This is a genomic window from Mesonia profundi (assembly GCF_031085155.1).
GTDB classification, from domain to species: domain Bacteria; phylum Bacteroidota; class Bacteroidia; order Flavobacteriales; family Flavobacteriaceae; genus Mesonia; species Mesonia profundi.
The window spans coordinates 38930-52902 of sequence record NZ_JAVHUL010000004.1 but is presented as its reverse complement, the minus strand read 5'-3'; the positions used below and the strand labels follow the sequence as shown (position 1 = coordinate 52902).

Here is a 13973-nt window from a genome sequence, read left to right as displayed (position 1 = left end):
AACCAAAAGTTAACATATCATTTTCTAAGCTTTAACAAGGCTTAAGAGCTTGTTGTGAAGTTGGTAAACTTGAGCTTTGGTATCTGCTAAATCTATGTTCGTAATTACGAAGTCAGCGAGTTCTATTTTTCTAGAATCTTTCCACTGCTTGTCCATTCTATCTTCAATCTCTTGCAGGCTGCTATCGTCTCTTTTCTGAAGTCTTTTTAGCTTTATATTTTTGGGAGCTGTAACCAAAATGGTGTAGTCACATTTATCTTGAGCATTGTTTTCAAAAAGAATGGCCGCTTCATAAATAATGTAAGGAGCCTCTTGATGATTTGTCCAGGTTTTAAAATGTTTTTCTACCTGCGGATGAACAATCTGATTTAATTTTTCAAGTAAGTCTTTATCATTAAACACTTTTGAAGCAATCCACTTGCGGTTTAATTCATTGTTTTTGAAAGCTTCTTCACCAAATAAAGCAGTTAATTCTTCTCGTACTAGTGGAGAAGTATTCATGAGTTGCTTTGCTTCTACATCGGCAATATAAATAGGAATCCCTAAGTCTTTAAAAAAGTTTGCTACAGTTGTTTTCCCACTACCTATTCCGCCTGTGATTCCTATAATCATCATTTCTTTAAAACAAATTGAACCTTATTAATATTTAATCGTATAGCATTTACGCTACTAGGTTTCTTCTTGATCTTCGGAATTAAAAAATTTTGATTTTCACTTAAATCTGAAAAATCACACACTACCACAAACTCATTTTTAGATATCATTTCAAAACCATCAAGACTAACCCTATAAATTACAATCACTTCTTTAGGAAATATACTTACGGAAGCATCTTTAGGCGCATTCAAGATTTCTATAGGGATATTTAGTCTGCCTTCCGTAAATTTTTTAGTCTTTACAAGGTATTCTACTTCCTGCTGATAATAAGTTACCTTGGGATATGGAGTAGTATCAATCCCCACCATGCCTTTGGTATTGGAGCTTATATTTTTAAGTATCACTTTTTGGGTATAAATAGATTTAATCGAATCCAATACTTTTTTTGATCCACTAATTTCAATGGAATCCGGCTCAATTACAAATTGCTCGTCTGAGTTGTATCCCGGAGCATAACTTACTTCAATATCGGGAATTACAGACACTACTTTTGTCTCCTTCTGAATAAAGGGAATCTTTATTTTTTTGGTAATAAAATGAACATTATCATAATCTATCCGAATTTCAGAAAGAATTTCTGCTTCTTTATCGTCGGTATGATAGGTTATAATATTCCCACCAACCGGAAGCTCCTCCAATGAACTTGTAATGCTAGGACTTCTTAAGGAAAGCCAAGCCAACACGAAACCATTCTCTGTTACTCTCAGTTGGATGGAAGACTTAGTTTTTTCAACAATCTTGTCTTTAGGAGTTTCAATAAACTGTATAGGAACCGAAATCTCCTTGGTATAGGTTTTAGAAAATTGAATTAATAACCAAATCATTAAAGCGAAAAAGAAGAAAAAGAAGAACGCCTTAAAATTGGTTTTTTTAAAGGTGGTTCTATTTAAACGTTGTATTTGCTCTTTTAACATTATTCGAAAAATAATTCAGGAAAAACTTCTTTAGGTTTTCTTTTGAGCAACCTAATATAATAGGTAGACTTTAGAAAGCCAACTCCGTAACCATAAAACTGTACTAAAAGTGCCATCACAGATAAAAATCCAATTTTTATGCTTTTATTTTCTAGGCTTGAAAGAAGAAAAATTAAGCATAAATATCCAAGTACTAAAATAAAAGGTAAATAAAATTTTAAAAGCAATAAAGCTATTGATGCAATAAAAGAAAGAATAAAACAAGCCGGGAACCAGAACGCAATGCTCGAGGTTTCTGGATGCCATGAGGTTAAAATGGGTCTTACTTTTCCAAATTTATTGACTTGAATAAAAAACTTATTCCAATCAATTCTGCGTTTATGGTACACGAAAGCCTTCTCAATAAAGCCGGTTTTAAATCCTTTATTTTTAATCCTAATGGCTAAATCTGGGTCTTCTCCTGGATGAATTTTCCCAAAGCCTTTTGTAGCTAAAAAGGCTTCCTTTGAAATCCCCATATTGAAACTTCTAGGTTCATATTCTTTTACCGCATTCTTTTTACCTCGTATTCCTCCAGTAGTAAGAAAAGAAGTCATCACAAAATTAATGGCTTTTTGGATAGGAGAAAATACTTGATGTGCCGCATCTGGGCCTCCAAAGCAATCTACTTTATTTTCACTTAAATAATTTCCTACTTCGTCTAGATAATTTTCTGGCATAATAACATCACTATCCAGAATGATAAAGAAGTTCCCCTTTGCTCTTTTCATTCCATAATTTCTAGAATCTCCAGGTCCCGTATTTTCCTTTTCAAAATATGATAGGCTTAATCTATTCGCAAACTCATCTACAATTCTTTTGGATGATATAGTAGACCCATCTTCTACCAAAACTACTTCAAAAGGAATTTTAGTAGTAAAAGCCGTAAAGGAGGTCAGTAATTCCTCCACTTCATCGGGCCTGTTATAGACTGGGATAATAAATGAGTACTTGATATTCATTTGGCTAAAATACGTAAACAAAAAATTCCAAAAGAACTTATCTACGGACTTTTTAACAAACAAATAAATAGGGAACAAGAGGGAACAATTTTAACCAAAAAAAACCCAAAGCAACTGCTTTGGGTTTTCAAATTTTAAATTAAATGATCGTTAAATTTAGTTCTTGATCACTTTAAACGTCTTGATATCTCCATTAATGCTAACTCTTAGCATATAGGGTCCAGCTTGTAATCTACTTAAATCTATTTTCGCGTTAAGCGAATTAGGATTTAATACAATAACTTCTTGACCTAGTAAGTTGTAAACAGATACTTTCTCTATTTCTAAACCTGCTTTTAAGCTTAAGTTAGCTTTCACAGGGTTAGGATAATAACTAAAGTTTTGGAAATTAGAGTTATTTACAGAGAATTCATCTGTAGTAAATGTCTCTACAGCAGTCCAATCACTTTGAGTTCCATCTGCACAAATAGCACGAACATAAACATCATAAGTGGTTTCTGGTGATAGGTTTTCTAAAGTTTCCCCTAGAGTACCATCATTATCTTGAACGACAGTTCCTGTTCCAGGTGCGAACCCTGGCTCACCATACTCAATCTCCCATTCTACTGCAGTACCGTTTTCTGTCCACGATACATCTGCCGTAGCATCAGTAATTGGATCTACAACAATATCTGATGGAGCTGCACAAGGATTAACTGTTCCTTCAGATACATTTACCATGTAGTCTTCTATTTGACCATAACTATTCGATGCGCAAGGATCTGTTACTGAAGAATTATAGTTTTTATAAACTCTCATTCTAGTTTCACCAATCATAGCATCTGCAGGTACTGCGATGGTTCCCGTCGCTTGCTGACCGTCAGTTCCTGTAGAACCAGTTATAGAACCAATTTCATACACCTCAGAGGCGTCATCTAGCAAACCATTCTGGTTCCAATCTACAAATACCGTAAAGAAATTATCAAAACCTCCTCCAGTATTACCTTCTAAAGCAATAGCATAACTGTCGCTTTGCTCAACTTCTACAATTTGGTCTGTAAAGTTTTCAACTGCTGGACTACCATCTACAGCTGCATCACTTACATTAGAAATGTTTGCAATTTCAACCAAGGTGATTGGCTCTACAGAAAAATCAATTATAGGCTGACAATAGGTATCTACTGTACTTACTGTTAATGGACCTAAAGGGTTACTATCTCCACCTGTACAATTGGCAGTTACATAAAAGTCATATTCTGTTAAACTGTCTAATCCAGTAATGGTGATTCCTGGCGTTCCATCGCTATCAACTTCTACTGTTCCATCACCTAAAGTGAATCCTGAAGCACCATATTCAATGGTCCATTCTGTAGCGTCTCCTACTTCTGTCCACATTAAATCTACACTGTCTATAGTGATGTTAGATGCTGTTAAAGCTTCTGGTTGTAAACATCCTTCAATATATTCACATTGACCTGTGATACTAAAGACTCCGTCTGCATCACCAGCAGTCCATTCCGTTGTATTTTCGTTATCAAATACATAAGGATTTCCTATTTGATTTAAAGTAGTAGTCTCCCAACCTAATTGTGTTCCTGCTGTTGTTGGTACGCCTACAAGTTGCACCCAATAAGTTACGGCATTAACGCCATCTCCTGCAAAATCTACTGGAGTTGGTAAGTCTAATACTACTTCATGAGCATCAAAACCAAAAGCATCTCCTATGATGTCTTGAGAAGTAGGAACCACATCTTCAAAAGTTTGAATCTCTGTTCCTGGAACTCCATCATTATCTTCATAAAAAATAATGTCCATAGAGTCTATTCCTCCTTGAGAAAGTATATTTGCTGTAATATTATCTACAGAAAAATTTAAGGTGTTTGCTGAAACGATAAAATCGTTAGCTAGCAACTGCCCTCCTTCTTCCATAAATAAACCATTTTCAAAAGCATTACTAAATTGCTCTTGTCCACAATCTTCTGTCGTAGAACCACCGCCGCCTGTAGATGTTACTAATAAATCAAAAGCCCCTTCTGCATTATCTGTAGAACCGCTCCAATTTGCTATATTAACATAATAGTTAGTTCCTGCTTCTGAGGTAAATGTCAATTCTTCAACATCATTTGTCGTATCAACATTATCTACACACGTAAAGCTTCCACAGCTTCCTGTAAATACTCCAATTTCTGAATCCCAAGAAGAGGTTTCTGTTACTTGTACAGTAATATCTCCTCCATCTCCAACAATAGTGTACCAAACGCCGTCATTAGCACTTCCACAATCAGTAACAGCTATAAAACCGTCGTTATTAGTTGCTGTACTTGCATCTTGTGAATTAGTATAAGGAAAAGCTGCAATTTCAATAGCATCTTCACAAGCGTCATTGGCTGGTGGAGGTGGTAATGTTCCCACGCAAACATCAAAAGTTGCTTGTGCTGAATTTGTTGATCCCCAACCATAAACACGTAAGTAATATGTACTTCCTATAGTTAATCCTGAAACATTGAAAGAATTAGGATCTGAGTCATCTACTAAAACTAAAGCTTCGCAACCTGCTGTTCCATCATAAACAGCCATAGCCATATCTAGAGAGGTTCCTAAAACTGCAGTTATATTAGAAAGTTCAATTCTATGTTGAGTATCTTCTGCTTCAAAGCTAAACCAAACATCATTGTCTGGAGTTCCAACAACATCATCTTCTTGTGAAGAAGCAGTGGCAGATACTGTTGTGCCAGAAGTAACTACTGCACAATCTAAATCTTGATTCACAGTTAAAGAAATAGCATCATCACATTCGTCATTCGCTGGTGGTGTTGCTAGGCTCGTAAAACTAAGAGGTCCGGCATAATCACTTTCATCATTCACTGCACATATTGCTTTTACATACACCTCATATGGTGTTGCAGAAGTCAACCCAGTTAAAGTAGTTGCTGCAGTTCCTCCTGTAACACTAACACTCGTACCTTCAGTTGCAGTATCAAAACCAGTTTCTCCATATAAAACTTCCCATTCAGTTTCTGCATTTCCAGCGGTCCAAGAAACATCTGCTGAATCGGAGTTTGTATTATCTGCCAAAATATCGGTTGGTTTTGGACAACTAGGTGGCGCACCTACATAAATATTATCGACCAACCAATAATAATCAAAAGATCCTACATATCTAAAACGCACTTGTGCATTAGTAATACCTTCCACCTCATTAGAGATGTCAATAATTACTGAAGCTGGATTACTTGTATCCGAATTATACATTGCAACTTCCACCCAAGAAGTACCATCATAAACTTCTACAAAAGCTTCTCCATTGGTAAAGGTTGCATCTTTAAAATAATGATCAAAGCTTAATTGAACAGCGGTCGCTGCCGAGGCATCAAAAACATTGGTTTCTAATGCTGCATTTTGATTATTTCCACTACCATAATTATCACTATCTAAAATAGCTATAGGTTCAGACATTGGAGCAACTATCGTTCTTCCGGCTGGGTTGTCAAATTGCCAAACATCCCCAGATCCTTCAATATCATTATTGACCCACCCAGATGGTAAACTCCCATCAGAAAAGTCTTCTTCTACATATACCTGAGACCACCCCAAGTAACTAGTAAGAAATAAACAAATTAATAATGTAATTTTTTTCATAATAAAATTTTTAAGTTAAATATTACCACAAAATAAGAAATATTTGTTAAACAGACACTTCTTTGTTAATAACTTTTATCGAAAGTAGTTGAAACGAAAAAAAAGCCGCTCAAAGCGACTTTTTTTTAACAAATGGGTTGAGTTTTTCTATTCCTTCTCTACAAAGGCTTCCATGACTTGCTGGCTCACACCCATATTGGAGAAACCTCCGTCGTGATATAAATTTTGTAAAGTAACTTTTTTGGTTAGATCAGAGAATAAGGTTAAAGTATAATCTGCACATTCATCTGCCGTAGCATTTCCTAAAGGCGACATTTTTTCCGCGTAAGCGATAAAACCATCAAATCCTTTTACGCCTTGCCCTGCAGTAGTTGGTGTTGGAGACTGAGAAATAGTATTTACACGTACCTTTTTATCTTTTCCGAAGAAATAACCAAAGCTTCTAGCAATAGACTCTAAATAAGCTTTATTGTCTGCCATATCATTATAATCTGGGAACACACGTTGCGCAGCCATATAGGTTAAAGCTACAATACTTCCCCACTCACTCATTGCATCTTTTTTGTACAATACCTGCATGGTTTTGTGAAAAGAGACCGCAGAGACATCCCAACCTTTGGTAGTGAAATCATAATTCATGTCTGTATAATGATTTCCTTTACGCACATTAACAGACATCCCTATAGAGTGAAGTACAAAATCTATCTTTCCTCCTAAAATTTCGGTTGCTTTTTCTACCAAGTTCTCTAAGTCTTCTACTTTGGTGGCATCTGCTGGAATAATTTCAGAACCTGTTTTTTCTGCTAAATCTTTAATTTTCCCCATTCTCATGGCAATAGGCGCATTGGTCAATACAAAAGTTCCTCCCTCTTCATGTACTTTTTCGGCAGTTTTCCAAGCTATAGAATGCTCATCTAAAGCTCCAAATATGATTCCTCTTTTTCCTTTTAGTAAGTTATATGACATGTTTCTTGTTTTTTATAATTGTTAAATATATGAAAACTAACTTAGTTCAATAATTGTTTGGCATGAGCAATTGCCGAGCTGGATTTTTCTTTTCCTCCAAGCATCTCTGCGATCTCCAAAATTCTTTTTTCTTCGTCTAATTGTTCAATATTAGTCGTGGTGATGTCTTTTTGGGTTTCTTTATATACTTTTAAATGCTGCTTTCCTTTGGCTGCAATTTGTGGTAGATGCGTAATGGCAATAACTTGCATCTCGGCACTCATACGAAGCATAATGTCTCCCATTTTTTGTGCTACATCTCCAGAAACTCCCGTATCTATCTCATCAAAAATAATGGTGGGTAATTTTCCATAGACCGCTAAGATACTTTTTACCGCCAGAGTAATTCTAGATAATTCTCCCCCAGAGGCTGCCTTTTTGATTTCTTTGAAGCTTCCTCCTTTATTCGCTGCCAAAAGCCAATTCATTTTATCTATTCCGTGGACATTAAATTCTTGCTGCGGAAGTATTTCTATGTTCAATTTAGCATCTGGCATTCCTATTTGAGCCAAAATAGCTTCCATCTTTTTTATAAAATTAGGAATTTCTTTCTTCCTTGCTTTATAAAGTGCTTGCGCGATGCTTAAAGCTTGCTTCTTCGCAGCTTCAATTTTATTTTCCAAATCTTTTAATTCTTCCTCGGCATTTTCTGAACTGGAAACTTTCTCTTCCAACTCATTCCGTAAAGCGAGTAAGTCTTCCACCGATTCTAAATCGTGCTTGCGTTGTAAATTATAAAGTTGCTGAAGCTTTTCATTTACCAATGACAATTCTTCGGGATCATCTTCCATTTTATTTTCTAGACGAGCGACTTCTTCAGACACATCTTCCAATTCCAATAAGCTGCTTTGCACGCGTTCATAGAGTTCTTTATAGCTTTCGCTGAAGTTTTCTAAACGAGAAAGATTGTTTTTTACCTCTCTTAAGACTGCCAACACCCCTACTTCTTCTTGTTCTAAATGAAAGGAAGAAGCCGAAAGGTTTTCTTTTAACTCCTCTACATTATTAAGGGTCTTAAATTTCTCTTCTAAGTCTTCTTGGATTCCTGGTTTTAAATCGACCTCTCTTAATTCGGTCAACAAAAACAAATTGTAATCGTAAGCGGCCTTAGCTTCTTTTTGCGACTCTTTTAAACGCTCCAATTCGTTCACAAGCGATTTGTAAACCGAAAGCTTTTTCTTGAATAGAACTAAATTGTCTTTATGATTTGCTAAAGCATCAATGATCTTAAATTGATAATTGACTTCTCCCAAGGATAAGGTTTCATGCTGACTGTGAATATCAATCAATTGATTTCCCAATACAGCTAATTTTTGAAGCGTAACCGGCGTGTCATTAACAAAAGCTCTAGACTTCCCCGAAGGTAAAATCTCTCTTCGTATAATGGTATCTGGTTCGTAATCTAAATCATTTTCCGTAAAGAAAGCTTCTAATTGGTAAGCAGAAACTTTAAAAAGTCCTTCCACGACACATTTCCTTTCAGGGTTTCTAACCGCATTAAGATCTGCGCGCTTCCCAATAATTAAAGATAGGGCGCCCAATAAGATAGATTTTCCTGCACCGGTCTCCCCTGTGATGATCGTAAAATCATTTTGAAGCTGTAAGGATACATCTTCAATAAGTGCAAAGTTTTTTATAGATAAGTTGGTAAGCAAATTCTCTTCAGTTTTAGGGTAAATATACAAGAGAAATTAATGGTAGACATCAAAAACAAAACAGAATTTTAGAATTTAATCTTATTCCAGTTTTTATTGTAAAGTGGTGCAATTCGTTTTAAATTCTCCACTACTTCGGTTAAGGATACGGAAGGGCCTCCACTAAAAACACTTTGAATTTCTGAAGACTTAGCATCAAAAAAAGCACGCATCGGCGCTGAATTTGGTCGGCTATTATTTACGTCTCTCAATAACTGAATAGAGTTAACGATACTTTCTTTTCCTGCTTCTAAATCTTGGTGCATCACATCCAAACCTTGACGATGGTACATATACATTGCTTCTCTAAATTTAGAAAAATTACTAGACAGGAGATCTGCGTTAAGCTTATATTTAGATTGATTACCGTCGTTAGCTTTCCATCCGCCGCCGCCTTGCTGAGCAGAAATATTTACAATTTGCTTAGCTTCTTGGAGGTAATCTTCTCCGCCTTCTAAGGCATAAGTATCTGCGTCCAAACCTAAAATCGTGAAGGCATAAAAGCTTAAGTTAGAAACCAGATTGGAGTTGTAGGTATTCTTACTGTAACGTAAAGGTTGATATTCGGTATAATTAAAGTTAAAGTCGTTGTCCTTAAAGTTCAAAACAGGCGTGGTATATGTGCTCCCATAAATAGGTCTCGACGACTGCACTTGCAGGGTAGCCTTAAAACTATCTGAATTGTAATCCTTTATCGTAATAAAGATATTACACTGTATTCTTTCATCATCTTCTAGGTCTAATTCTGTCCAACTTTGATTCATAAACTCTTTCACCGAAGTTTCTAAAGTTTTAAATACAGAAAGCTGTGTTTTACCGGTCTGCTCTGCATTTACAGTGACGGTACAATTAAGTTCTTGCGCACTTAAGCCACAAGAAAACAATATAAATAAAGAATATACTAAGAGGTTTTTCATACTAATCGATCCACTAATTCATTAAGGATATCTTTGGCTACTTTTTGCTTCGATTTTAACTCGTAAGACTTTACATGATCTGCATCAATAATTCTAACTTTATTGGTCTCTTTTTGAAAACCAGCGCCTTTATCTTGCAACGAATTTAAAACAATAAAGTCTAAATTCTTTTTTTCTAACTTCTTTTGAGCGTTTTCTACTTCATTTTGGGTTTCTAAGGCAAAGCCAATTAAAAACTGATGCTTTTTCTTTTGCCCCATAGTAAACAGAATATCTTGGGTTTTTTCCAATTCCAGCGTTAACGTGGGATCAGATTTTTTTATTTTTTGAGTGGCTTGGGTAACCGGTCTATAATCTGAAACTGCCGCCGCCGCAATCGCTACATCTATTTTTTCATAAATGGCATGAACCGCTTCGTACATTTCCTTTGCGGAAACTACATCTACTCTTTTTATACTAGCGTCATGTAGCTGAAGCACACTAGGTCCGCTAATCAAAGTCACTTCTGCTCCCAGTTTTGCGGCTTCTTCTGCTAAAGCATATCCCATTTTTCCGCTAGAATGGTTTCCTATAAAACGCACCGGATCTATAGCTTCGTATGTGGGGCCTGCCGTAATCAATATTTTTTTTCCGTTTAACGGCAATTGACTGCTAATGTCTTTCTTGATAAAATTGATAATTTCCTCGGGCTCTGCCATTCTTCCTTCTCCGCTTAATCCGCTGGCGAGTTCCCCAGTGCCTACAGGAACTATTTTATTGCCAAATGAATTTAGCTTTTCTAAAGAGTTTTTGGTAGAAGGATGCTGGTACATATCGAGATCCATTGCTGGAGCGATATATACAGGACATTTAGCCGAAAGGTAAGTAGCTAGTAAAAAATTATTGCTTTGCCCACTGGCCATTTTTGAAAGCGTATTGGCTGTGGCGGGTGCAATGAGCATAAAATCTGCCCATAAGCCCAAATCGACGTGGTTGTTCCAAACATCAGAATCTTTTTCCGTAAAGGAAACCACCACTTCATTTTTAGAGAGCGTAGATAAGGTTAAAGGGGTCACAAACTCCTTAGCTTTGGGCGTCATCACCACTTTAACCTTTGCTCCTTCTTTAATAAATAAACGAACTAAAAAAGCGATTTTATAGGCTGCAATTCCTGCAGTGACTCCTATGAGTACCTTTTTGTCGTTTAAAGAGATCATAAATTATGCGTTATCGCTCTTGGTATCTCTGTAATAAATCTTGTCATCTAACCATTCTTGTACGGCTAAAGAATGCGGCTTAGGTAATCTTTCGTAAAACTTAGAAACTTCAATTTGCTCTTTGTTTTCAAAAATTTCATCTAAGCTATCGTTATACGTAGCAAATTCATCTAATTTCTCTAAAAGCTCTTTCTTAATCTCACTATTGATTTGAGTGGCTCTTTTAGAAATAATTGCGATGGCCTCATAGATATTATCTGTAGGTGCATCTACTAAATTCTTATCGATAGTAGTTGTACTTACCGGTGCATTTACATTTTTTATATCCATTGTTAAAGTATTAACTGTTATAGTTTTCTAATCTCTCATTAATATCCAAAAGGATGATATTAGCTTCTTCTGCTAACTCTCCTTCTGGGAAATATTTTTTGTAACTTTCGTGGTATTCTTTTGCGGTTAGCAAACGCTCTTTCACCAAGTATTTGTAACTGTTGATCGCCAATAAATAAGCAGAATCCATCTTGTAGAAATATGCTTTTTCTCTATAAATAGAACCTGGATTAGCTTCAATAAAATTATCAAAGGATGCTATTGCCGATTTATAATCCTCAGTATGGTGGTATTGTTTTGATATTTCGTAAGATTTTTTCTCTAGCTTCTCTCTTAAAGCTGAAGACAGCTCATTAGCGTTCCCTATATTTTCTCCATCAGGAAATCGAGTGATGTAATCTTGAAATTTATCTATTGCCTTATAAGTCTCTTGTTGATCTTTACTGAATCTTGGAGACACATGGTAATAACTTTTGGCACTTTTAAAATAAGCCTCTTCTACCTTGTCACTTTTAGGATAAGATTTGGTGAAACGCTCAAATTGATATCCTGAATCAAAATACGCCTCCATAAAATAATAGGAATTAGCGTGAATGTAAGAAATTTTCTCCCCTTGAGGCTTTCCTCTATATTGAGGTAAAATTTGCTCTATTAACCGAAGAGATTTTTTTACTTTACTTTTCTTATCTTGCTCTATACCCTCATCATACAGCTTTGTAGCCATATCATACTTTGCTTTAACATCATCGTTCTTTAAAACTTTTTGGTATTCTCCACAAGAATAAAAGCTGGCAACTAAAAGTAAAAGGAGTGTTATTTTTCTCATAAGTCTATAAAACATCTTGCAAAAGTACTGCTTTCTAACGTATTTAAAAAACTCTAATGCGTTAGAAATATTGTTTTGCACTAATTATTATTTGTTATCTATAAATTCGGCTAACCTCAACTGCAAATTTTCTGAAGCTTTCACCAACGGAAGTCTTACCTCATCTGTCGCTAAACCTAGCTTTTTAAACACCGATTTAATCCCAGCAGGATTGCCTTCTTCAAAAATCATATCAATCGCGGCAGCCATTTGGTAGTGAATCTCATAGGCTTCATCTACCTTTCTATCTAAACCTAGAGCGACCATATTGGAAAACTCTTCGGGGAAACCTTCGGCGATTACCGAAATTACTCCTGCTCCACCCGCTAAAACCATAGGAAGCGTAATCATATCATCTCCAGAAATCACCAAGAAATCTTTAGGACATTGCTGAATCATTTCCATCGCCTGTACCAAATCTCCAGCAGCTTCTTTTATCGCAATAATATTTTCAAAATCGCTGGCCAATCTCGCTACCGTGTAGGGCAACATATTGCTTCCCGTTCTTCCTGGAACATTGTATAATATGATAGGTAAAGGAGAATTTTCTGCTACTTGCTTAAAGTGCTGATAAATTCCTTCTTGCGTAGGTTTATTATAAAATGGAGAAACCGATAAAATGGCATCAAAACCTTCTAAATTCTCTTCTTTTAACTGTTGCACCAATCCTGCGGTATGGTTCCCTCCTACTCCTAAAACTAACGGTAATTCGCCATTATTGGCTTCTACAATCGTTTGTTTCACCAAGGTTTTTTCTTCCGCGCTAAGCGTAGCACTTTCGGCGGTTGTTCCCAATACCACAATATAATCTATGCTATTGTTAATTTGAAACTTCACCAACTTCTTCAATGCTTCTACATCTACAGATTGATCTTCCTTAAACGGAGTGATGAGTGCCACTCCTGTTCCTACAAATTTTTCCATGAGTCCGTAATTATATTGACGTATTTTTTTAATTCTGACATAAATAGTTCAATTTCTTCTTCTTTCACCACAATCTCTATGTCATTTAATCTTTTTTCTTCGTTTGCTAAGCCTACTTTTAATTTCGCTTCCGCGGAAGCTGAAACCCAATGTAAAACTAATTTATCTTCTGAAAAATAATTTATCAGTAAATCAAAATCTTGTGCGAGGAATTCATTTAACTTGCTTTCTTTCTTTAGCCTTCCTCTCCAGGTAAAATCTTTTTCAGAAAAATAGATTTCCTGCTCCTTTTCTTGCTCTTTATTTTCTTTAAAAATAAGGCTACTCAACTGATTCTTTGACAAAGAAAAAACCGATAACAATTTCGATTGAAGCTTTTCTACCTCAGCAGCATCGGCATCAACGATAAGACCTACGCGTTTTAGGCGGTGTAAATCCTGCTTTTTTCGAGTCGAAAACCGCTTTTCCATAGCTTTTTCTATGCTTAGCTTTTTAATTCCCTTAACCATTATATTATCTTCTTAAGGGTGTTTTTTCTTATCATTTTATTCAAAGTAACTGATTTTGTAAAGGTAAGTTTATTCTTTGTTTGCTCAAATTTGTGGTAAAAAAAAGCGGTATTTCTACCGCTTTTGTCTTAAATCTATAGATTTACATTGATCAATATCCGTTTAAAATACTTTAAACTTGATGAGTTCTTTGATTGTATGAAATCTTAAAAGATAAATTACTTTTTTAAAATGATTTATCTAGAATGAAACGCTAATCTCAATTTAGAAAAAATGTTGCTTAACAATTAGCTAGAATCTAGTCTTGATTCTTGATTCTAACAGCGCCCGCCCGAACGTACCA

General features: G+C 35.6%; 12 protein-coding genes. All 12 read right to left on the bottom strand.

Features of this window, described 5'->3' with window-relative positions; genetic code table 11:
• Window positions 1-24: 24 nt before the first annotated feature.
• Window positions 25-615: a dephospho-CoA kinase gene (gene coaE, locus RBU60_RS02490; RefSeq protein WP_308863078.1), complete on the bottom strand. Its 591-nt coding sequence runs from the start codon at window positions 613-615 to the stop codon at window positions 25-27.
• Window positions 612-1571: a YbbR-like domain-containing protein gene (locus RBU60_RS02485; RefSeq protein WP_308863077.1), complete on the bottom strand. Its 960-nt coding sequence runs from the start codon at window positions 1569-1571 to the stop codon at window positions 612-614. Before RBU60_RS02485 ends, coaE begins: the two co-directional genes overlap by 4 nt.
• Complete coding sequence (locus tag RBU60_RS02480) at window positions 1571-2572, bottom strand: glycosyltransferase (RefSeq protein ID WP_308863076.1); 1002 nt, start codon at window positions 2570-2572, stop codon at window positions 1571-1573. Before RBU60_RS02480 ends, RBU60_RS02485 begins: the two co-directional genes overlap by 1 nt.
• A 156-nt stretch (window positions 2573-2728) precedes the next feature.
• Entirely contained in the window at window positions 2729-6190 is a 3462-nt protein-coding gene (locus tag RBU60_RS02475) for a fibronectin type III domain-containing protein (RefSeq protein ID WP_308863075.1), read from the bottom strand.
• Between the two features lie 147 nt (window positions 6191-6337).
• Window positions 6338-7156: an enoyl-ACP reductase FabI gene (locus RBU60_RS02470; protein WP_308863074.1), complete on the bottom strand. Its 819-nt coding sequence runs from the start codon at window positions 7154-7156 to the stop codon at window positions 6338-6340.
• 41 nt (window positions 7157-7197) lie between these two features.
• Window positions 7198-8850 carry a DNA repair protein RecN gene (recN, locus tag RBU60_RS02465; RefSeq protein WP_308863073.1) on the bottom strand — a complete coding sequence of 551 codons (1653 nt, stop codon included), beginning with the start codon at window positions 8848-8850 and terminating at the stop codon, window positions 7198-7200.
• A gap of 68 nt (window positions 8851-8918) precedes the next feature.
• On the bottom strand, window positions 8919-9806 hold the full coding sequence (gene porD / locus RBU60_RS02460) for a type IX secretion system protein PorD (protein WP_308863072.1): 888 nt from the start codon (window positions 9804-9806) through the stop codon (window positions 8919-8921).
• Window positions 9803-11002 carry a bifunctional phosphopantothenoylcysteine decarboxylase/phosphopantothenate--cysteine ligase CoaBC gene (gene coaBC / locus RBU60_RS02455; RefSeq protein WP_308863071.1) on the bottom strand — a complete coding sequence of 400 codons (1200 nt, stop codon included), beginning with the start codon at window positions 11000-11002 and terminating at the stop codon, window positions 9803-9805. The genes porD and coaBC overlap by 4 nt, the downstream gene beginning before the upstream one ends.
• Before the next feature lie 3 nt (window positions 11003-11005).
• Window positions 11006-11332 (bottom strand): DNA-directed RNA polymerase subunit omega, encoded by a 327-nt coding sequence (locus tag RBU60_RS02450; RefSeq protein ID WP_308863070.1) that lies wholly within the window; start codon window positions 11330-11332, stop codon window positions 11006-11008.
• Window positions 11333-11342: 10 nt separating this feature from the next.
• Window positions 11343-12158 (bottom strand): outer membrane protein assembly factor BamD, encoded by an 816-nt coding sequence (locus RBU60_RS02445; protein WP_308863069.1) that lies wholly within the window; start codon window positions 12156-12158, stop codon window positions 11343-11345.
• Window positions 12159-12245: 87 nt separating this feature from the next.
• On the bottom strand, window positions 12246-13121 hold the full coding sequence (dapA, locus tag RBU60_RS02440) for a 4-hydroxy-tetrahydrodipicolinate synthase (protein ID WP_308863068.1): 876 nt from the start codon (window positions 13119-13121) through the stop codon (window positions 12246-12248).
• On the bottom strand, window positions 13106-13630 hold the full coding sequence (locus tag RBU60_RS02435) for a DUF6913 domain-containing protein (RefSeq protein WP_407660187.1): 525 nt from the start codon (window positions 13628-13630) through the stop codon (window positions 13106-13108). The genes dapA and RBU60_RS02435 overlap by 16 nt, the downstream gene beginning before the upstream one ends.
• Window positions 13631-13973 lie beyond the last annotated feature (343 nt).

Coding starts and splice junctions, on each gene's coding strand:
- RBU60_RS02480 (WP_308863076.1), bottom strand. CDS start 2,572: ATGAATATCAAGTACTCATTTATTATCCCAGTCTATAACAGGCCCGAT.
- porD (WP_308863072.1), bottom strand. CDS start 9,806: ATGAAAAACCTCTTAGTATATTCTTTATTTATATTGTTTTCTTGTGGC.
- RBU60_RS02445 (WP_308863069.1), bottom strand. CDS start 12,158: ATGAGAAAAATAACACTCCTTTTACTTTTAGTTGCCAGCTTTTATTCT.
- dapA (WP_308863068.1), bottom strand. CDS start 13,121: ATGGAAAAATTTGTAGGAACAGGAGTGGCACTCATCACTCCGTTTAAG.
- RBU60_RS02485 (WP_308863077.1), bottom strand. CDS start 1,571: ATGTTAAAAGAGCAAATACAACGTTTAAATAGAACCACCTTTAAAAAA.
- coaE (WP_308863078.1), bottom strand. CDS start 615: ATGATGATTATAGGAATCACAGGCGGAATAGGTAGTGGGAAAACAACT.
- RBU60_RS02450 (WP_308863070.1), bottom strand. CDS start 11,332: ATGGATATAAAAAATGTAAATGCACCGGTAAGTACAACTACTATCGAT.
- RBU60_RS02470 (WP_308863074.1), bottom strand. CDS start 7,156: ATGTCATATAACTTACTAAAAGGAAAAAGAGGAATCATATTTGGAGCT.
- RBU60_RS02475 (WP_308863075.1), bottom strand. CDS start 6,190: ATGAAAAAAATTACATTATTAATTTGTTTATTTCTTACTAGTTACTTG.
- RBU60_RS02435 (WP_407660187.1), bottom strand. CDS start 13,630: ATGGTTAAGGGAATTAAAAAGCTAAGCATAGAAAAAGCTATGGAAAAG.
- coaBC (WP_308863071.1), bottom strand. CDS start 11,002: ATGATCTCTTTAAACGACAAAAAGGTACTCATAGGAGTCACTGCAGGA.